Genomic DNA, 20,030 nt, shown 5'->3' with positions numbered 1-20,030 from the left:
TAAATACGAGGTGGCTTATGGCACATTTATTAGAAAAAACAAGAAAAATTACATCTATTTTGAAGCGCTCTGAAGAGCAGCTTCAAGAAGAGTTGCCATACAATGACATTACAAGACAGTTGGCAGAAATTATGGACTGTAATGCTTGTATTGTTAATAGCAAGGGACGTTTGTTGGGTTACTTTATGCGGTACAAAACAAACAATGACCGTGTAGAGGCCTTCTACCAAACTAAAATGTTCCCAGATGATTATATTCGTTCTGCTAATTTAATTTACGATACAGAGGCTAATTTGCCAGTCGAGCATGAATTATCCATCTTTCCGGTTGAGACACAGTCGGATTTTCCAGATGGTTTGACAACCATTGCACCTATTCATGTTTCAGGGATTCGTTTGGGATCTTTGATTATTTGGCGAAATGACGAGAAATTTGATAATGATGATTTGGTCTTAGTAGAAATTTCAAGTACCGTTGTGGGCATTCAGTTATTGAATTTCCAAAGAGAAGAAGATGAAAAGAATATCCGTCGTCGTACAGCAGTGACAATGGCAGTAAACACTTTGTCTTATTCAGAATTACGAGCTGTTTCGGCCATTTTAGGAGAGCTAAATGGGAATGAAGGCCACTTGACAGCTTCTGTCATTGCTGACCGTATTGGAATTACACGGTCTGTTATTGTCAATGCCTTGCGTAAGCTAGAGAGTGCTGGGATCATTGAGAGCCGGTCTTTGGGAATGAAAGGGACCTATCTGAAAGTGCTGATTCCAGATGTTTTTGAGGAAATTAAAAAGAGGGACTACTGATGGCAAAAGCGCTAATTTCCATTGATTATACAGTTGATTTCGTGGCAGACGAGGGAAAGTTGACAGCCGGAGCTCCTGCTCAGGCAATTTCTGAAGCCATTGCACAAGTTACTGAAGAAGCCTTTGAGCGTGGGGATTATATCTTCTTTACTATTGATGCCCACGATGAGAACGATGCCTTTCATCCTGAAAGCAAGCTTTTCCCACCCCACAATATCAAGGGAACTAGTGGTCGAAACTTATATGGACCTTTGGCAGATTTCTATGAGAAACATAAAGGAGATTCACGGGTCTTTTGGATGGATAAGCGCCACTATTCTGCTTTTTCTGGGACGGATTTAGATATTCGCCTGAGAGAAAGACATGTAGATACGGTCATTTTGACAGGAGTCTTGACGGATATTTGCGTCTTGCATACGGCAATAGATGCCTATAATCTTGGTTATCAGATCGAGGTGGTTGAGCCAGCTGTAGCTTCGCTATCAGAGGAAAATCATAAATTTGCCCTCAATCACTTGCAAAATGTACTAGGTTCGACTATAATAGAAACAATTTAAAAGTAAAAGAGAAGCAGAGTAGGTTTGTTAACTTGCACAGAGAGCGCTGGAAGCTGAGAGCAGCGCCAAGAAGACAAAATCCGAAGAACATGTTTCATAATCTTTTGCGTGATAAAGCGCAAACGTTGCTCACGTTACGAGCTTAGAGGCTACCTTCTTAGGTGGCAAATAACAGTGGTACCACGGTTTTCGTCTGTTTCTCAGAGGAAGCTGTGGTTTTTTCTATATCTCTAAGATTTTATTCAAAATAGAAAAAAGTTATATCTAAGGTTTTTCGATTAATCATCAGGGAGATTGATAATTGGATTTCTATAATAGCTTTGTGTACTATGGTATAGGCAATCAAGGATATAGAAAAAGAAATTTTTACGAAATGAGAGTATAAAGAAAGAGGAAGAGATGAAAGAAATTTTTATCGGAAACTATGGTTTAGAGCAAGTTGGACAGACTATGACAGCACAAGGCTGGGTGGCAAATATCCGCAATCACGGTAAGCTGGCCTTTATTGAGTTGCGGGACCGTGAGGGCTTGCTTCAGGTTTTTGTTAGCGGTGAGATTGAAGATTTTGCTAAGCTGGAAGAAATCGGCAAGGAAGATCTTATTGCAGTGACTGGACAAGTTGTTCAGCGTGAAGAGCGTTTTGTTAATAAAGCCATTAAGTCTGGTCAGGTTGAGCTGAGAGCTGAGAAAATTGAAGTTATTGCTAGTAGCAAGACATTACCTTTTGAGCTAGATCAGCATGCTCATACAGGGGAAGACCTGCGTCAGAAATACCGCTACCTGGACTTGCGCCGTGAGAAGATGACACATAACCTTAAAGTTCGTCATCAGGTCACCTCAACTATTCGAGAATATTTGAATGGTTTAGACTTTTTGGAAGTGGAGACGCCTTATCTGACTAAGTCAACTCCTGAAGGTGCTAGAGACTTCTTAGTTCCTAGTCGGATCTTTAAAAATCAATTTTACGCCTTGCCACAGAGCCCGCAGATGCTCAAGCAGTTACTGATGGGAGCTGGCCTTGAGCGCTATTATCAGATTGTTCGATGCTTCCGTGACGAAGACTTGCGAGGCGATCGTCAGCCAGAGTTTACCCAGGTGGATTTGGAGTTGAGTTTTGCCAGCGAGGAAGAAATCCGAGCTCTGGTTGAAGCTATGCTCAAGGCTGTTGTCAAGAAAACTCATGGTTTAGAGTTGACAGAAGCTTTTCCGACTATCAGCTATGAAGAGGCTATGAGTCGTTTCGGCTCTGATAAGCCAGATACACGCTTTGGTTTAGAGCTGAAGAATTTGACGGATTTGTGCCAAGCAAATGAATCGCTTCTTATCAAGAAAGCCTTGGATAACCAAGAGGAAGTGATGGGAATCTGTGTGCCAGATGCGGCTAGTGCTTTTAGCAAAAAGCAACTAAGTCACTACTATCAGGAAATGAAGGAATTTGGTTGTAGCCGTTTTGCCAGCCTCAAGGTTGAAAATGGCCAGTTAGTTGGGGATTTGGCTAGCACCTTTGAAGTTGAAAGTCAGGAGTTACTGACACGTTTTGAGGCCAAGGATGGAGATCTCATCCTGCTAGTCATGGCCAAGAAGCGTCGGGCTCAGGAAGCTTTGGGACATCTGCGTATAGAAGTCGCGAAAGCTTTAGACTTGATTGATCCGAGTCTGCTTCATTTCCTCTGGGTTGTGGATTGGCCGCTGCTGGAGTGGAATGAAGACCAAAACCGCTATCAAGCTATGCACCATCCTTTCACACAGGGAATTTTTGAAGATGGACAGGAGCCAGGTCAATTCCGTAGCCACGCCTATGACATCGTCTTGAATGGCTATGAAATTGGCGGAGGAAGTCTGCGGATTCATGACCGGAAGGCTCAGGAAGCTATGTTTGAGCTATTAGGCATGAGCCGAGAAGACTATGAGCGGGACTTTGGTTTCTTCTTGGAAGCCTTGGAATACGGATTCCCGCCACATGGTGGTTTAGCTCTAGGATTGGATCGTTTAGTTATGATCTTGGCTGGAGAGCAAAATATCCGCCAGGTCATCGCCTTTCCCAAAAATGGTACAGGCTTTGATCCTATGCTGGAAAGTCCGAGTCTGGTTGACTACAGACAGGTCAAAGAATTGCATTTGGAATTGAAGAAATAGAGCCAAATATGGTAAAATGAAATGATGCGAATTCCTGACAGATAGCAGGAATAAGCCCAAGAAAGGAGTTAGTGGATGCTAAACAAATCGGTGTCCTCTAGCTTATCAAAACAAACGTGAGCTAAGCTCTGGAAATAAAGAACTCATCTCAAATTCTTATTTTCAGTCGCTAAAACTCACATATTCTACGAAAGGAATCAGAGATGAAGATTACTCAAGAAGAAGTAAGTCATGTAGCTAAGTTGTCAAAACTGGCTTTCTCACCAGAAGAAACAGCTGAGTTTGCAACGACTTTGTCTAAGATTGTCGACATGGTCGAATTGCTCAATGAAGTAGATACAGAAGGAGTGCCTTTTACTTCCAATGTAGCTGCCAATATCAACTACATGCGAGAAGATGTGGCTCAGCCAGGCTGGAATCGGGAAGAGCTTTTCCAAAATGTGCCTGAAAAAGAGCGGGGGTACATCAAAGTGCCTGCCATCCTAGATGACGGAGGAGATGCCTAATGACTTTTAATCACAAGACTATTGAAGAGTTGCATGATTTGCTGGTCAAGAAAGAAATTTCTGCGGTAGAGTTAACTCAGGCAACTTTGGCGGATATCAAAGAACGTGAAGGAGCTGTAGACAGCTTCATTACTGTCAGCGAAGAGGAGGCTTTGGCTCAGGCTGCGGCTCTAGATGCCAAGGGCATTGATGCTGACAATCTCATGAGCGGAATTCCGCTGGCGGTTAAGGACAATATCTCAACCAAGGGAATTTTGACAACAGCTGCATCAAAAATGCTCTACAACTACAAGCCAATTTTCGATGCGACCAGTGTAGAGAAGCTCTATGGTAAGGATATGATTATCGTTGGGAAGACAAACATGGACGAGTTTGCCATGGGTGGTTCTAGCGAAAACTCCTACTTTAAGACGACTAAGAATGCTTGGGACAGCAGCAAGGTTCCTGGTGGATCATCTGGTGGTTCAGCGACAGCTGTTGCCTCTGGTCAGGTCCGTCTATCACTGGGTTCTGATACTGGTGGTTCTATTCGCCAGCCTGCTTCCTTTAACGGTGTAGTCGGCCTCAAGCCAACTTACGGACGGGTTTCTCGTTTTGGTCTCATTGCTTTTGGTTCTTCTTTAGACCAGATTGGGCCTTTCTCTCAAACGGTTAAGGAAAATGCACAGCTTCTGAATGTTATTTCTGGTAATGATCCTAAGGATTCGACATCATCACAAGAGGCAGTGCCAGACTTTACCAGCAAGATTGGCCAAGACATCAAGGGAATGAAGATTGCCCTGCCTAAGGAATACATGGGTGAGGGAATTGACAGCAAGGTTAAGGAAACGATTTTAGCAGCTGCGAAGCACTTGGAAAGCTTGGGAGCTATCGTTGAAGAAGTTAGCTTGCCTCATAGCAAGTACGGTGTGGCTGTTTACTATATCATTGCTTCCTCTGAAGCCAGCTCTAACCTGCAACGTTTTGACGGTATTCGCTATGGCTACCGCGCGGAAGACATTGAAAATCTAGAAGATGTCTATGTCAAATCTCGCAGCGAAGGCTTTGGTGAAGAAGTGAAACGTCGGATTATGCTGGGTACTTTCAGTTTGTCATCTGGTTACTACGATGCCTACTTCAAGAAAGCTGGTCAGGTTCGGACCTTGATTATGCAGGATTTTGCCAAGGTTTTTGAAAAATATGATTTGATCTTAGGTCCAACTGCACCAACAGTAGCATATGACTTAGGCAGTCAAAACCAAGATCCAGTGGCTATGTATCTGGCTGACCTTTTGACCATTCCAGTCAATCTGGCTGGCCTACCTGGCATTTCAATCCCAGCTGGCTTTGCAGATGGTCTTCCTGTTGGCTTGCAGCTGATTGGTAACCACTTCGATGAAGCGACTATCTATCAAGCAGCCGCAGCATTTGAAGCGACGACTGACTATCACAAACAGCAGCCAGTTATCTTTGGAGGTGAAAAATAATGAACTTTGAAACAGTTATCGGACTGGAAGTCCATGTTGAATTGAAGACCAATTCAAAAATTTTCTCACCAGCTCCAGCTCACTTCGGTGAAGATCCTAATGCCAACACCAATATCATTGACTGGTCCTTCCCGGGTGTTTTACCTGTTATGAACAAGGGTGTCATTGACTATGGTATCAAGGCTGCTCTGGCTTTGAACATGGATATTCACCAGAAGATGCACTTTGACCGCAAGAATTACTTCTATCCGGACAATCCCAAAGCTTATCAAATTTCTCAGTTTGATGAGCCGATTGGCTACAATGGTTGGATTGAGATTGAGCTAGAAGATGGCACGACCAAGAAAATCCGTATCGAGCGGGCTCACTTGGAAGAAGATGCCGGAAAGAATACCCATGGTAGCGATGGCTACTCTTATGTGGACCTCAACCGCCAAGGGGTGCCACTGATTGAGATTGTATCGGAAGCGGATATGCGCAGTCCAGAAGAAGCTTATGCCTATCTGACTGCCCTCAAGGAAATCATCCAGTACACTGGGATCTCTGATGTCAAGATGGAAGAGGGGTCCATGCGGGTCGACGCCAATATTTCTATCCGTCCTTTCGGTCAGGAAGAATTTGGTACCAAGACTGAGCTGAAAAACCTTAACTCCTTCAACTTTGTTCGTAAGGGTCTAGCATTTGAGGAAAAACGCCAGGCTGAAATCCTACGCAGTGGCGGTCAAATCCGTCAGGAAACCCGTCGTTATGACGAAGCAACTGGCGAAACCCTACTCATGCGGGTCAAGGAAGGTTCAGCGGACTACCGTTACTTCCCAGAGCCTGATCTGCCTATCTTTGAGATTGAGGATGCTTGGATTGAGCAAGTGCGCAGCAGTCTGCCAGCCTTTCCAAAAGAACGCCGGGCTAAGTATGTGGGCGATTACGGCCTGTCTGACTACGATGCCAAGCAGTTGACAGCGACCAAGGCTGTGTCAGACTTCTTTGAAGCAGCTGTTGCAGCAGGCGGTGACGCCAAGGCTGTTTCTAACTGGCTCCAAGGAGATGTGGCTCAATACCTCAATGCCGAAGGCAAGACCATATCTGAAATTGAGCTGACTCCTGAAAACCTGACTGAGATGATTGCCCTGATCGCAGACGGAACGATTTCCTCTAAGATTGCTAAGAAGGTCTTTGTTCATCTGGCTAAAAATGGTGGCTCTGCTAAGGAATATGTGCAGAAAGCAGGCTTGATTCAAATCTCAGACCCTGCCCAGCTTCTGCCAATCATCCAAGAAGTATTTGCCAACAACGAAAAAGCTATCAATGACTATAAGGGTGGCAATAAGAATGCGGCTAAGTCCCTGATCGGTCAGCTCATGAAAGCAACCAAGGGCCAAGCCAACCCACAAGTAGCACAAAAACTGCTCAATGAAGAGTTGGAAAAACTATAGAAATAAGTAGAAAACCAGTCGTGAGGCTGGTTTTTTGCTTTTTCTTGAAATATCCGATATGATAGAATAGATAAAAATTAAAGGAGTTAGTTATGTCGGAAATTACAATTACGCGTGATACGGGTATGGTTGGTGTTGCTCAAAAAGTAGCGGTATATCTTAATGGTGAACTTGTACATAAACTTTCAAATAATGAAAGCAAAACTCTGTCATTTGAGGGAGACAGTATTGAGCTACAGGTTGGACAAAGTTTTATGAAGTCTCATAAAATTCAAGTAAAAAATGGCCAAAAGGTACTTGTTAAAGCTTCTGGAATTCGTGTTATGCTTGGAATTCTTGGGACTATCTTAGGCTTACCTTATTTACTTCTTGAAATAGAGGGTTAATATTCCCAAATTGCAGCAGGAGCGGAATTTAACAGTTTCTAAATCATAGAAAAATCAGTCAAAAGTGACTGATTTTTTGTCTCTTCTATGGTTATAACAAATAAAGTGATATGATTAGAAGTATCAAATTTTTAAAATTAAAACTTTTTTCTAAGATTCTGTTAATCATTTGATAAGAAAAATGAAAAAGCTTACAATTGAGCTAATAATTTATAAAGCGAGGTATGTTTATAGCAAAAATGAAAGCTGATCGTTGGGGTATGGCGCTAAAGATGTTCGCATTGAAGAGGTGGATGTACCGGAAGTCAAACCTCATCAGGTCAAGATTGCGGTCAAGTTCACAGGAATCTGTGGTACTGACTTGCATGAATACTTGGATGGACCAAATTTTATTCCGACAGAAACAGAGCATGTCTACTCTGGGCAGAAAGCGCCTGTGACCTTGGGACATGAGTTTGCTGGAGAAATTGTTGAGGTCGGCAGTGCTGTGACACGGGTCAAAGTTGGCGATCGAGTGACAGTTGAGCCTATTTTGGCTAAGCATAATCTTGTCGGTGATTACAATCTGGACCCTAATCTAAACTTTGTCGGTTTGGCGGCAGACGGTGGTTTTGCCAAATACTGTGTTTTGGACGGAGATATTGTTCACAAAGTTCCAGACAGCCTTAGTTTTGAGCAGGCAGCCTTGACAGAACCTGCTGCTGCGGCTGTTTACGCAGTCCGTCAGTCAGCTCTTAAGACGGGCGATACCGCGGTGGTCTTCGGTTTGGGTCCAATCGGGCTCTTGATTGTTGAGGCTTTGCGGGCGGCGGGCGCTTCTAAGATTTATGGTGTTGAGTTATCTCCAGAACGTCAGGCCAAGGCTGAGGAGCTTGGGGCCATCATTGTGCGACCAGAAGAAGGCGAAGACGTGGTAGCTGCTATTCAGCGTTTAACTGGTGGCGGGGCAGATGTGTCTTATGAAGTAACTGGAGTGCCGGTTGTGCTGGGGCAAGCTTTGGCTGCTGTCCACAAGGCTGGAGAATGTATGGTTGTTTCTATTTGGGAGCGAGAAGCCAGCATTAATCCAAATGAATTTGCTATTCAAGAAAAATCACTCAAGGGCATTATCGCCTATCGGCATATATTTCCTAAGGTGCTGGAGCTGATGGAGCAGGGCTACTTCTCTGCGGATAAGCTTGTGACCAAGAAGATTAAGCTGGAGGATATTGTACAAGAAGGATTTATTGAGCTGACTCAGGATAAGGCTCAGATTAAAATTTTGGTATCCCCTGAATAAAATTTTGCTTAACTATGATATGAAAATCAGTCAAAATTGGCTGATTTTTCTTTACGGTTTATGCTATAATAAACGAAGTAATAGGAGAGAGATTTAGGATGTCTAAGACAGTAAGAGGGACCATTTATACACTAGTGGCTGGGACAGCTTGGGGGCTGTCTGGAACGAGTGGCCAATATTTGATGGTGCACGGATTTTCGGCTCTGAGTTTGACCAATTTTCGCTTATTAGTGGCAGGTCTTGCTCTGATGGGGATGGCTTATTTTGCTGATCCCAAGTCATTTGGTCAGATTTGGAAGGACAAGCAATCACTTATCATGATCTTTGTTTTTGCCTTATTTGGTCTTTTTCTTAATCAATATGCCTATTTGGAGGCTATTCATGAGACAAATGCAGGAACAGCAACCGTACTACAATATTTATGTCCTGTGGGGATTTTAGCCTACACCTGTATCAAAGACAAGGTCGCCCCAACAGTTTCTGAAGTATGCTCCATATTTTTAGCGATTGGAGGGACATTCTTGATTGCCACTCATGGTCAGCTCAATCAGCTTTCTATGACCCCAAAAGGCTTACTTATCGGTCTCTTTTCGGCCTTTACTTATTCGCTCTATATCCTTTTGCCCATTGATTTGATTAAGAAATGGGGCAGTATGTTGGTCATTGGAATTGGCATGATTATGGCGGGGATTTTGTTATTTCCTTTTAGTGGTCTCATTCAGCATCAATGGCAGTTTCGCCTGGATATTCTCTTTGCCCTGCTCGGTATTATCGTGATTGGAACGATTTTTGCCTACACCGTCTTCTTGAAAGGGACGAGTTTGGTAGGGCCGGTAAAATCAAGCTTACTGGCTTCAATTGAGCCAATTTCTGCTGTTTTCTTTGCCTTTCTAATTATGCAAGAACATTTTTATGCCTTGGATTTTCTGGGAATGGCTATGATCCTAGCTGCCGTGATGTTGATTTCCTTGAAAGATTTATTTATTCAAAGGAAAAAAGGAATCTTATAAAGATACAAAAAAGACGGAGACATTTGCCTCGGTCTTTTAGTTTGCTGATTTTGCTTTGTTTATTTGGGGACCATTTGCCAGAAGAGATCAATAATATATGTCAGACCATAGGTATAGACTACAAGCGTAAAGGGTTTGCACAGAATGATAATAATCATATAGCGCTTGAAAGTCATCTTGGTCAGAGCAGCTAGCATACAAAGAAAGTCTGCGGGGCTGATTGGCCAAATCATCATAAAGATGAAAAATCGATCAAAACGATTGCCTTCATCAAGCCAGCCGATGTATTTATCGTAAGTTCGCTTGCTGACAACAGATTGAACAAAGGCTGGGCCATAGATTCGAACTAGGTAGAAGATGATGGCGCAACCAATGACAATACCGATGTAGTTATAGATCGTTCCTACGATATGCCCATAGATAAAGACACCAGCAACTGAGGTTAAAGCTCCAGGAATAATTGGGACTACAGTTTGCAGAATTTGTAAAAAAATAAAGAGTGGGGGTCCCCATATGCCTGCTTGTTGGATGAAAGCAGAGAGTGTTTCTTTTGATTGTAAAACTCCGGCTTGATAAGCCCAGATACAAAAGGCGATAGTCCCAACTGCCCCAATAATAGAAGACCAGTTAATAACTTTTTGTAAAAAAGGGGACACAGCCTGTAATTGTCGATTTCTCTCTGACATACTCTCCTCCAATGAAATAAACTAATTCTACTATAGCATGTTTTACGTTTTTTGTAAGCTTTGGGCTGTGAGGGTCCAAAATTCTAAAAGATGATAAAATTATATAAGCAATTGACAATAATCTATAATTGTGCAAAAATTGGAAAGATTACATATATCTAGGTTGAAATTTCAGTATGTCAGGAGGGGCTCTAGTGGAAGAATATTTAAATTTATATCATCAAAAACTGTGGGAGATTGCTTTCAGTAATGTCGAGAAAGTATTTGGCGTTTTTTTTGTAATTTTGCTAGTTCTATCAATTCTTCCTATTTATATTTTTTTTAACTCCTTAGTCAGAAGAAAAAAACTAATTTTAGTTCTTATCTGTATTCCATTTTTAATGTTCATTCTTTGTATAGCTGCCGAGTATGCCTACAGTTATGATAAAATTATGAATCCAGATTCACCATACAACGATTCTTTGATGGTCGCTTTACTAAGGCATGAAACTGTTCTACCGATATTGGAGCATGTAGATGAAATCCCCTTAGATAGTGTCGATGGGAAGCTAAAGAGAGATGATATTTTAGTATTTGCTCTATCTAATCCTACCTATTATGACGCTCTGTTTGCAGATATCGCAAACTCTTTAGCTGGTGAGCAGACGATAGGGAAAGCATTTCTAGTTGCTTTAGTAGGCTATGAAGAGAAAAATGGTGAATGGCAATCTGTTGATATTCGCATTGCCCCGGGTGATGAGGAGAAGGATTTTCAGAAATTTTCTAAGGTGCTTCACATTAAAAAAGATGAAACAGAGGGTGCTACTGGTATTATTTATAAACTTCAAAGCTTTTATGAATTAAAGTTACGAAAAGAAAAAGATAGATACTGGTCTGGCTTATGAGCATGATCTTTGTCCCATTTTAAAATAAAGCTTCCTGTTTGGGGAGCTGTTTTCATTTGCTTGGAAAATCGAAAAGTGAACATCACCTAGCCACTCTAGAAGAAAGAGGACCATGAGTGCCAAAAAGCCCATTTTATGCTATAATAATGAGAATACGAATTTTTGGAGAGAGATGTGGCGATTGAAGATTATATGCCGGACTTTGCGGTTGAGGCAGTTTACGATTTGACAGTAGAGAGTTTGAAAAAACAGGGGATCAAAGCGGTTTTGGTGGATTTGGATAACACCCTGATTGCTTGGAATAATCCTGACGGAACCCCAGAGATGAAGAAGTGGCTCCATGATTTGCGGGACGCGGGTATTCGAATTATCGTAGTGTCCAATAATAACCAAAAACGGGTCAAGCGGGCTGTTGAAAAGTTTGAAATTGACTATGTCTACTGGGCCATGAAACCCTTCACTTGGGGTATTGACCGAGTGCTCAAGCTTTTTCATTTTGAAAAAAAGGAAGTGGTCATGGTGGGCGATCAGCTCATGACGGATATTCGGGCGGCTCATCGGGCTGGGATTCGTTCGATTTTGGTCAAACCACTGGTCGAGCACGACTCTATCAAGACTCAGATCAATCGGGCGCGTGAACGCCGTGTTCTCAAGAAAATCAATGAAAAATACGGTCCAATTCAATACAAAAAAGGAATTTAAGCATGGAAGAACTTCTCTGTATCGGCTGCGGAGCCACTATTCAGACAGAAGATAAGGGCAAGCTAGGCTACACGCCTCAGTCAGCTCTAGAAAAAGGCTTGGAGACAGGCGAACTCTATTGCCAGCGTTGTTTCCGCCTGCGCCATTATAATGAAATCAGCGATGTCCAGCTGACGGATGATGACTTTCTACGGCTTCTGCATGAAGTTGGAGATAGCGATGCTTTGGTCGTAAATGTTGTTGATATTTTTGATTTTAATGGTTCGGTCATTCCTGGACTGCCACGTTTTGTCGCAGGAAATGATGTTCTCTTGGTTGGGAATAAAAAGGACATTCTGCCCAAGTCGGTCAAGGATGGCAAGGTGACCCAATGGCTGACGGAGCGGGCTCACGAAGAAGGTCTGCGTCCAGTCGATGTGGTCCTGACCTCTGCTCAGAACAAGCAGGCAATCAAGGACTTGATTGACAAAATTGAGCACTGCCGTAAGGGGCGTGATGTTTATGTGGTCGGCGTGACCAATGTGGGCAAATCCACTTTGATTAACGCCATTATTCAGGAAATCACAGGCGACAAGGATATTATTACGACTTCTCGCTTCCCAGGTACGACTCTGGATAAAATCGAGATTCCTTTGGCAGATGGCAGTCATATCTATGATACACCGGGTATCATCCATCGTCACCAGATGGCTCACTATCTTTCTGCTAAGAATCTCAAATACGTCAGTCCCAAAAAGGAAATCAAACCCAAAACCTACCAGCTCAATCCTGAGCAAACCCTCTTTTTGGGTGGTTTAGGCCGTTTTGATTTTGTGGCAGGAGACAAGCAAGGCTTCACAGCTTATTTTGATAATGAGCTTAAGCTCCACCGGACCAAGTTGCAAGGTGCAAGCGAATTTTATGAAAAACATGTCGGTAGTCTCTTGGTGCCACCAGTTGGCAAGGAAAAGGAAGAATTTCCAACCTTGGTCAAGCATGAATTTACCATTAAGGACAAGACAGATATCGTCTTCTCAGGTTTGGGCTGGATTCGCGTCAGTGGTCCTGCCCGAGTAGCCGGATGGGCACCAGAAGGTGTGGCGGTTGTCACTCGGAAAGCCATCATTTAATTATTTAAAAAACCAAGGGTGAATAAATCCCCTTAAGATAAGGAAGGAAAAGGCTATGAACAGTGGGGAAAAGCAGGTCCCAACTGTATCAAGCCTTATAGAAGAACATGACACTAACATCAAAACAACGTGCCTTTCTCAACAGTCAGGCACATAGTCTCAAACCTATCATTCAGATTGGGAAAAATGGACTCAATGACCAAATCAAAACCAGCGTCCGTCAAGCACTGGATGCTCGAGAACTGATTAAGGTTACACTTTTGCAGAATACAGATGAGAATATCCACGAGGTCGCTGAGATTCTGGAAGAAGAAATCGGAGTGGATACAGTGCAGAAGATTGGCCGGATCTTGATTCTCTACAAGCAGTCCAGCAAGAAGGAAAATCGCAAACTCTCTGTTAAAGTAAAACAAATTTAAGGAAAAATTTCTGTGGAGATGTCATCCTATGGCTATTGAATTACTTACCCCCTTTACCAAGGTGGAATTAGAACCAGAAGTTAAAGATAAAAAACGCAAGCAGATTGGTATTTTAGGTGGGAATTTCAACCCTGTCCACAATGCTCATTTGGTCGTGGCGGATCAGGTCCGACAACAGTTAGGCTTGGATCAGGTCCTGCTCATGCCAGAGTACGAGCCACCCCATGTGGATAAGAAAGAGACCATTGATGAAAAGCATCGGCTGAAAATGCTGGAGCTGGCTATTGAGGGCATTGAAGGCTTAGGGATTGAAACTATTGAGCTGGAGCGCAAGGGGATTTCCTATACCTATGACACCATGAAGCTCTTGACAGAGCAGCACCCAGATACAGACTATTACTTTATCATCGGTGCAGATATGGTGGATTATCTGCCCAAGTGGTACCGGATTGATGAGCTGGTTGAACTGGTTCAGTTTGTTGGTGTTCAGCGACCGCGCTACAAGGCGGGGACTTCTTACCCTGTTATCTGGGTGGATGTGCCCCTCATGGACATTTCCTCCAGCATGGTGCGGGATTTTCTGGCTCAGGGACGGACTCCTAATTTCCTGCTGCCTCAGCCAGTCTTAGACTATATTGAGAAAGAAGGGCTTTATCTATGACCTATGAAAGCTATATCAGTATGAGTCGTGATGCCTTGCTGGCTAAGATGGAAACAGTCATGCCCGAGAAGCGCCTGCGGCATTGTCTAGGTGTGGAAAAGGCTGCCCGTGAATTAGCGGAGCGCTTCGGTCTTGATGTCGAAAAAGCAGGTCTGGCAGGTCTCCTACACGACTATGCTAAGAAGGTCTCGGACGAGGATTTTCTATCCTTGATTGACAAATACCGGCTGGATCCGGACTTAAAAAACTGGGGCAATAATGTCTGGCATGGCATGGTAGGAATTTACAAGATTCAGGAAGACTTAGGAATCGAAGATGCTGAGATTCTGCGAGCCATCGAGATTCATACAGTGGGTAGTGGCACCATGTCTGAGCTGGACAAGGTGGTCTATGTCGCCGACTATATTGAGCACAACCGGGACTTTCCGGGAGTGGACAAGGCTAGAGAGCTGGCTCAACGATCGCTCAATCAAGCTGTGGCCTATGAAACAGCAAGGACCGTGGAGCATTTGGCTCATAAGGGGTTACCCATCTATCCGCAGACCTTGGAAACCTACAATGCCTTTGTAGGCTATTTAAAGGAAATAGAAGAAAATTAAAGAGGAACTATGAAAGAACAAGAATTATTAGAACTGGTCGTGAAAGCGGCCGATGAGAAGCGTGCAGAAGATATTGTGGCTTTGGACTTGCAAGGCCTGACTACTGTGACAGATTACTTTGTCATCGTTAGCTCGATGAACAGCCGTCAGCTGGATGCGGTCGCTGAAAATATCCGTGAGAAAGCTGCTGAAGCAGGTGTTTCTGCTGGCCATGTTGAGGGAGACGCAGCTGGTGGCTGGGTACTCTTAGACTTAGGAGGCATCGTCGTCCATGTCTTTTCTGAGGAAATGCGGACGCATTACAATTTGGAAAAGTTGTGGCACGAAGCAACTGGTGTGGATGTTGCGGCCCTATTGGAAGAAAAAAATAAGTGATTTTTTGCCTTTAGGCAAGAAAGCAGAATTCGGCTCAGTCAGCCTGCTGGCTGGGCTATTTTTGAAAGGAAAAGTATGGCAACTTATGAAACCTTCGCGTCGGTTTACGATGCGATTATGGATGATTCATTGTATGAGAAGTGGACGGATTTCAGCCTGCGTCATTTTCCCAAGGATAAGAAAAAGCTGCTGGAGCTGGCCTGTGGTACGGGCATTCAGTCTATTTATTTTAAGCAGGCAGGGTTCGAGGTGACGGGGTTGGACCTTAGTCAGGAAATGCTGGATTTGGCAGAGAAGCGTAGCAGAGAAGCCGGTTTGGACATTCCCTTCATACAGGGCAATATGCTGGATTTGAGTGGCGTCGGTCAGTTTGATTTGGTGACTTGTTATTCGGACTCGATTTGCTATATGGAGGACGAAGTGGATGTCGGTCAGGTTTTCACTCAAGTCTACCAGCATCTAAATGAGGGTGGTCGCTTTATCTTTGATGTCCACTCTATTTACCAGATTGATGAGGTTTTTCCAGGCTATTCTTATCATGAAAATGCTGAAACCTTTGCCATGGTCTGGGATTCTTATGCGGACGAACCGCCTCATTCCATCGTGCATGAGTTGACCTTCTTTGTCCAAGATGAGGATGGGCGTTTCACGCGCCATGATGAGGTGCATGAGGAGCGGACCTATGAGATTCTGACCTATGATATCTTGCTGGAGCAGGCTGGTTTTAAGGATATCAATGTCTACGCGGACTTTGAGGACAAGGAGCCAACTGACAAGAGCGCTCGATGGTTCTTTGTGGCGGAGAAATGAGATGACAGTTACCGGTATTATTGCAGAGTTTAATCCTTTTCATAATGGGCACAAATATCTGCTGGAGCAGCCTTCTGGTCTGAAAATTATCGCTATGAGCGGCAATTTTGTTCAACGAGGGGAGCCGGCTATCGTGGACAAGTGGACTCGGGCACAGATGGCTTTAGAAGCTGGAGCGGATCTGGTTCTTGAGTTGCCTTTCTTGGTCAGCGTTCAGGCGGCGGACTTTTTCGCTAAGGGGGCAGTAGACATCTTAGAGAGACTGGGCATCGAACAGCTGACTTTTGGGACCGAGGAAGTGCTGGATTATGAGAGTGTTTCCAAGGTCTATGGTGAAAAGGCAGAGCAGATGGAGGCTTATCTGACTGGTTTGCCTGATTCCTTATCGTATCCCCAGAAGACTCAGGCTATGTGGCAGGAGTTTGCAGGGCTCAATTTCTCAGGCTCTACTCCAAATCATATCTTGGGCTTGGCCTATGCTAAGGCTGTGGCGGGAAAGGGGATAAAATTGTGTCCGATTCAACGTCAGGGGGCTGGCTACCATTCCTTGTCAGCTGATCAGGAATTTGCCTCCGCAACTGCCCTTCGTCAGAATCTGGCTCAGCCAGACTTTCTCAAGAAATTCACTCCAGCCCATCACTTGCTTGAAACGGCTCCCAAGGTGACCTGGTCGGATCTCTTTCCTTATCTCCGTTATCAGATAGTGACCTGTCCGGATTTGACAAGCTTTTATCAGGTCAATCAGGAGTTGGCCGTTAGGATAAGAGAGGCCTTAAAAAGCAGTGAGACCATAGAAGAGCTAGTTGAGCAGGTGGCGACCAAGCGCTATACCAAGGCTCGAATCCGTCGTCTGCTGACCTATATCCTAGTTGGAGCTAGGCAAGAAGAACTTCCGTCTGGAATCCATATTTTAGGTTTTTCAGAACAGGGGCGCCAGCATTTGTCCAAGCTTAAGGGAAAAGTTGAATTGGTCAGCCGTATTGGCAAGGAGCCCTGGGATAGTCTAACCCAGCAGGCTGATAAGGTCTATCAGCTAGGAAATCCTGCACTTAAGGAACAGAACTTTGGACGGGTTCCGGTGATTTTGTTGTAAAGAAAACTTCTATCTAAATTAGAAAGATAGAAGTCAAAGAATATAAAAATAGAAAAAGGAGTCTTCTTTTATGAGAATGAAAAAATCAATCTTACTTTCCCTCTTGGCTATCATTGCCCTTGGCCTAGGTGCCTGCTCAAACTCAAGCAATAATAAGCAGGCCAATGGTCAAGAGAATAGTGCTCAGAAAAAAACTAGTCAAAGTTCTAGTAAAACAAAAGACATAGATAGTCTATTGGAAGAAATCCAGACGGCCAACGAAAAAATGAGCAGTGTTCGTCAAAAAACCAATATAGGTGGCTTGCTGGGAACAACAGATAAAAAGATTCAAAAAGAACAAAATATGACTTCGCAAGTTATCTATAAGACCGAAAAGCAAGAAGTAGAGATGGCAAGCATTACAGTTAAGACTGTGGAGAATGGAGAAGAGAATTTTAAAGAACTCTTGATGCCGGGTGGTGAAAATACTCCATTATATACCCGTTATAATAAAACTGGTGAATGGGATAAAGAGGTCCAAGAAAAAGGAGGAAAGTATATTGTTTATCCAGACTATTTCCAACTCTTAAATGGCTTAAATGAACTAGCACAAGACTTAAAACTAGAAGAGACAGATAACGATTATGTCTTTACTTTGAAAACTCAAGATGCGGATATTTTAGGAGTATATGGGAAAGAGTTTCGGTTTAACTTTTCTCAATTTCCTAAATCCAACTTCAAAAAAGAATTGACCGTAAAGATTGACAAAAAAAGCAAATTCCTCAAAGAATTTAAGATGAATATATCTACCTCTGGTGATCAAGGAACACTTGCTATCAAGAGTGAAACGAGTTACTCAGACTGGAACTTGGTTAAAAAGGAAGATATTCCAACTATCTCTGATGAGAAAAAAGAGCAATAAGCCGGTGAGTTGAGCTTTGTTATTCTATTTCAGTTTTCCAAGGCTAAGTTCAGAAAGAGCAAGTCAATGGGGAATTTTAAGTTTAAGGTTAACAGGTAATGATCTTCTTTTCTGTGAAAGAAAAGATATAAAAGAGAGCAAATTAGACTATTTTTCTTAGTGATTTTTCCTTGTTCCTGTGTTATAATAAGAAAGATTAAAATGTAAACTATTAAAAGGAGAACCTCCAATGGGACGTAAATGGGCCAATATTGTGGCAAAGAAAACGGCCAAAGATGGCGCAAACTCAAAAGTATATGCTAAATTCGGTGTTGAAATCTATGTAGCAGCGAAAAAAGGTGATCCGGATCCAGAAACAAATACAGCTCTGAAATTTGTTATCGACCGAGCTAAGCAAGCACAAGTACCGAAGCACGTTATCGATAAAGCTATCGATAAAGCAAAAGGAAATACAGATGAAACCTTTACAGAAGGTCGTTACGAAGGTTTCGGGCCTAATGGTTCAATGTTAATCGTGGATACTTTGACTTCAAATGTGAACCGCACTGCGGCGAATGTTCGTGCTGCTTTTGGTAAAAACGGTGGGAACATGGGAGCAAGTGGTTCTGTTTCTTACCTTTTTGACAACAAAGGAGTTGTTGTGTTTGCGGGAGATGATGCAGATAGTATCTTTGAATTGCTCTTGGAAGCAGATGTCGATGTAGATGATGTTGAAGCAGAAGAAGGAACAATTACGGTTTATACTGCACCAACGGATCTTCACAAGGCTATCGTAGCTCTGCGTGAGTCTGGCATTGAAGAATTCCAAGTGACAGAGTTAGAAATGATTCCTCAGTCAGAAGTGGTACTCTCTGGTGATGATCTTGCAACTTTTGAAAAATTAGTAGATGTCCTTGAAGACGATGAAGACGTTCAAAAAGTCTACACAAATGTCGAAGGCTTTTAATCTACTGGACCTGCAGTTGGAACTGCAGGTTTTTTTATTATAATCGAAAACTCCAAATGACGTTTACCAGTTAAGGCGATTATGATAAAATAAGGAGAACATATTATTTCAAGGAGACAAGCATGAAAAAAATCTTTCAATATGTAGCCATACTTGTAGCTGGACTGAGCTTGATGGCTTGTGATCTACTTCCTGGCCAAAGTAAGGGTGGGGGCACTCCAGCAGAGCAGAAAGAGGCGAAATCAGGTGCCCTATCAGCTAGCAACAAAGAGATAGAAATGAAAGTAAAGGGCGGCCAGTATATTCTGCCAAGTGATGGAAAAGAAAATTCAAAATATTTAGCCTTGGAATTGGAAATTAAGAATAAATCAGATGAAACAGTTAGAATTTCTCCTTCTGATATTGATATCTATAATCCTAATGGTGAAAAAGTTAAGTTAAGCAGAGTCAGTGATTATAAGCATGGTTTTGAGACAATACAATTCGATAATCTCTCGGCAGGAAAATCTCTTTCTGGTTATTTAGTCTTTGAGGTTGAAACCAACGGTAAGTATGAACTTGAGTATGAGAAAAAGATTTATAACCCAAAACAGAAAATCAAAGGATTTAAATTGACTATTGATCCAGCTAAGTATCCTAATCAGGTGGCAGAAAGTAAGAAACTTGCTTTTGACTATCTCAATACTGTTTTCTTGGGCGGAAAAGCTAAAAGTAAGGATGAGGCTAAATCATCTGGTGGTAAGGAAGATTTTGTTTTGGGAGGCGACCTGTCCCAAAATGAAAGTGACTTCAGGGCAGCGTTTACAGAGGATTTCAAGCGTAAATTACATGATTATCCATTTACTGATGACGAAGTTAATGCTTTTATCGATTCTTATGTAGAAATGAATGCCAAAAGGGCTGAGATTTCTTATAGGGTAACTCAGTACCTACCAAATTCGGTTGTGATCAAGATTAGACCAAAAACGATCAGTCTAAGTAGAACGATTTTAAACCATCGTAAAGCGTTTTATGAAAAACATCGTTCAGAATATGCCAATCTGACCGAAATTAATAAGGCAATTGACAAGAATTATGCTGACGTGATGACGGCTGGTTTAGATTCTCATCCTCTTCTTACAACTGAATCTGAATACCAGTTGACATTTGTTAAGACAGATGGGAAATGGGTTGTAGAACCAGATTATACTTATGATTCCATTGTTGTCGCTTTTGAAGGCGATATATCATAAAAAGTAAAAGAAGAGAGCCTGATTCATCCATCAG

Annotated in this window: 21 protein-coding genes and 1 pseudogene; 21 read left to right on the top strand and 1 reads right to left on the bottom strand. The window is 42.7% G+C overall.

Features of this window, described 5'->3' with window-relative positions:
* The first annotated feature begins 17 nt into the window (after window positions 1–17).
* From codY to PCY06_RS00795, 9 genes and pseudogenes are all read left to right on the top strand, one after another.
* Window positions 18–806, top strand: coding sequence for a GTP-sensing pleiotropic transcriptional regulator CodY (gene codY / locus PCY06_RS00835; protein ID WP_008808441.1), 789 nt, complete (start codon window positions 18–20; stop codon window positions 804–806).
* Window positions 806–1,363, top strand: coding sequence for a cysteine hydrolase family protein (locus PCY06_RS00830; RefSeq protein WP_046165062.1), 558 nt, complete (start codon window positions 806–808; stop codon window positions 1,361–1,363). Before codY ends, PCY06_RS00830 begins: the two co-directional genes overlap by 1 nt.
* A gap of 399 nt (window positions 1,364–1,762) precedes the next feature.
* Window positions 1,763–3,499 (top strand): aspartate--tRNA ligase, encoded by a 1,737-nt coding sequence (gene aspS, locus PCY06_RS00825; protein WP_082307180.1) that lies wholly within the window; start codon window positions 1,763–1,765, stop codon window positions 3,497–3,499.
* A gap of 203 nt (window positions 3,500–3,702) precedes the next feature.
* Window positions 3,703–4,005 (top strand): Asp-tRNA(Asn)/Glu-tRNA(Gln) amidotransferase subunit GatC, encoded by a 303-nt coding sequence (gatC, locus tag PCY06_RS00820; protein ID WP_005591696.1) that lies wholly within the window; start codon window positions 3,703–3,705, stop codon window positions 4,003–4,005.
* Entirely contained in the window at window positions 4,005–5,471 is a 1,467-nt protein-coding gene (gene gatA, locus PCY06_RS00815) for an Asp-tRNA(Asn)/Glu-tRNA(Gln) amidotransferase subunit GatA (protein ID WP_061596127.1), read from the top strand. The genes gatC and gatA overlap by 1 nt, the downstream gene beginning before the upstream one ends.
* A complete protein-coding gene (gene gatB, locus PCY06_RS00810; RefSeq protein ID WP_046165065.1) occupies window positions 5,471–6,904 on the top strand; it encodes an Asp-tRNA(Asn)/Glu-tRNA(Gln) amidotransferase subunit GatB in 1,434 nt (477 codons plus the stop codon). The genes gatA and gatB overlap by 1 nt, the downstream gene beginning before the upstream one ends.
* A 92-nt stretch (window positions 6,905–6,996) precedes the next feature.
* Window positions 6,997–7,290 (top strand): hypothetical protein, encoded by a 294-nt coding sequence (locus PCY06_RS00805; protein ID WP_045505682.1) that lies wholly within the window; start codon window positions 6,997–6,999, stop codon window positions 7,288–7,290.
* A 230-nt stretch (window positions 7,291–7,520) separates the two neighbouring features.
* Window positions 7,521–8,569, top strand: a pseudogene (locus PCY06_RS00800) (2,3-butanediol dehydrogenase).
* 98 nt (window positions 8,570–8,667) lie between these two features.
* Window positions 8,668–9,579: a DMT family transporter gene (locus tag PCY06_RS00795; protein WP_082307179.1), complete on the top strand. Its 912-nt coding sequence runs from the start codon at window positions 8,668–8,670 to the stop codon at window positions 9,577–9,579.
* 59 nt (window positions 9,580–9,638) lie between these two features.
* Here the strand turns inward: PCY06_RS00795 and PCY06_RS00790 are convergent, their stop codons facing one another.
* Window positions 9,639–10,265: a TVP38/TMEM64 family protein gene (locus PCY06_RS00790; protein ID WP_046165068.1), complete on the bottom strand. Its 627-nt coding sequence runs from the start codon at window positions 10,263–10,265 to the stop codon at window positions 9,639–9,641.
* A 194-nt stretch (window positions 10,266–10,459) separates the two neighbouring features.
* On the opposite strand from PCY06_RS00790, the gene PCY06_RS00785 reads away from it, so the two are divergent.
* The 12 genes from PCY06_RS00785 to PCY06_RS00730 all read left to right on the top strand — a co-directional run bounded on the left by PCY06_RS00785 (window position 10,460) and on the right by PCY06_RS00730 (window position 19,996).
* Window positions 10,460–11,149, top strand: coding sequence for a hypothetical protein (locus PCY06_RS00785; RefSeq protein ID WP_301385147.1), 690 nt, complete (start codon window positions 10,460–10,462; stop codon window positions 11,147–11,149).
* 174 nt (window positions 11,150–11,323) lie between these two features.
* Window positions 11,324–11,851: a YqeG family HAD IIIA-type phosphatase gene (locus PCY06_RS00780; RefSeq protein ID WP_301385146.1), complete on the top strand. Its 528-nt coding sequence runs from the start codon at window positions 11,324–11,326 to the stop codon at window positions 11,849–11,851.
* Between the two features lie 2 nt (window positions 11,852–11,853).
* The gene (yqeH, locus tag PCY06_RS00775; RefSeq protein ID WP_125399898.1) at window positions 11,854–12,960 is read left to right on the top strand and encodes a ribosome biogenesis GTPase YqeH; all 1,107 of its coding nucleotides are present in this window, start codon (window positions 11,854–11,856) and stop codon (window positions 12,958–12,960) included.
* A 107-nt stretch (window positions 12,961–13,067) separates the two neighbouring features.
* Window positions 13,068–13,379 (top strand): ribosome assembly RNA-binding protein YhbY, encoded by a 312-nt coding sequence (gene yhbY / locus PCY06_RS00770; RefSeq protein WP_002896287.1) that lies wholly within the window; start codon window positions 13,068–13,070, stop codon window positions 13,377–13,379.
* Window positions 13,380–13,407: 28 nt separating this feature from the next.
* Window positions 13,408–14,040: a nicotinate-nucleotide adenylyltransferase gene (locus PCY06_RS00765; RefSeq protein WP_002901026.1), complete on the top strand. Its 633-nt coding sequence runs from the start codon at window positions 13,408–13,410 to the stop codon at window positions 14,038–14,040.
* On the top strand, window positions 14,037–14,639 hold the full coding sequence (yqeK, locus tag PCY06_RS00760; RefSeq protein WP_061584567.1) for a bis(5'-nucleosyl)-tetraphosphatase (symmetrical) YqeK: 603 nt from the start codon (window positions 14,037–14,039) through the stop codon (window positions 14,637–14,639). Before PCY06_RS00765 ends, yqeK begins: the two co-directional genes overlap by 4 nt.
* 9 nt (window positions 14,640–14,648) lie before the next feature.
* Window positions 14,649–15,014: a ribosome silencing factor gene (gene rsfS, locus PCY06_RS00755; RefSeq protein WP_011999957.1), complete on the top strand. Its 366-nt coding sequence runs from the start codon at window positions 14,649–14,651 to the stop codon at window positions 15,012–15,014.
* 75 nt (window positions 15,015–15,089) lie between these two features.
* Window positions 15,090–15,824, top strand: coding sequence for a class I SAM-dependent methyltransferase (locus tag PCY06_RS00750; RefSeq protein WP_061584566.1), 735 nt, complete (start codon window positions 15,090–15,092; stop codon window positions 15,822–15,824).
* Window position 15,825: 1 nt separating this feature from the next.
* The gene (locus tag PCY06_RS00745) at window positions 15,826–16,917 is read left to right on the top strand and encodes a nucleotidyltransferase (RefSeq protein WP_125399900.1); all 1,092 of its coding nucleotides are present in this window, start codon (window positions 15,826–15,828) and stop codon (window positions 16,915–16,917) included.
* Between the two features lie 70 nt (window positions 16,918–16,987).
* Window positions 16,988–17,818: a hypothetical protein gene (locus PCY06_RS00740; RefSeq protein WP_125399902.1), complete on the top strand. Its 831-nt coding sequence runs from the start codon at window positions 16,988–16,990 to the stop codon at window positions 17,816–17,818.
* Between the two features lie 229 nt (window positions 17,819–18,047).
* Window positions 18,048–18,764: a YebC/PmpR family DNA-binding transcriptional regulator gene (locus PCY06_RS00735; protein ID WP_008808461.1), complete on the top strand. Its 717-nt coding sequence runs from the start codon at window positions 18,048–18,050 to the stop codon at window positions 18,762–18,764.
* 122 nt (window positions 18,765–18,886) lie between these two features.
* Window positions 18,887–19,996 (top strand): DUF4352 domain-containing protein, encoded by a 1,110-nt coding sequence (locus PCY06_RS00730; RefSeq protein WP_048778258.1) that lies wholly within the window; start codon window positions 18,887–18,889, stop codon window positions 19,994–19,996.
* Window positions 19,997–20,030: the final 34 nt, after the last annotated feature.

Origin of the sequence: Streptococcus sp. SG1, from assembly GCF_030439935.1 — a bacterium.
GTDB classification, from domain to species: domain Bacteria; phylum Bacillota; class Bacilli; order Lactobacillales; family Streptococcaceae; genus Streptococcus; species Streptococcus gordonii.
The sequence above is the reverse complement of the archived record's forward strand: the minus strand, read 5'-3'. Positions and strand labels throughout refer to the sequence as shown.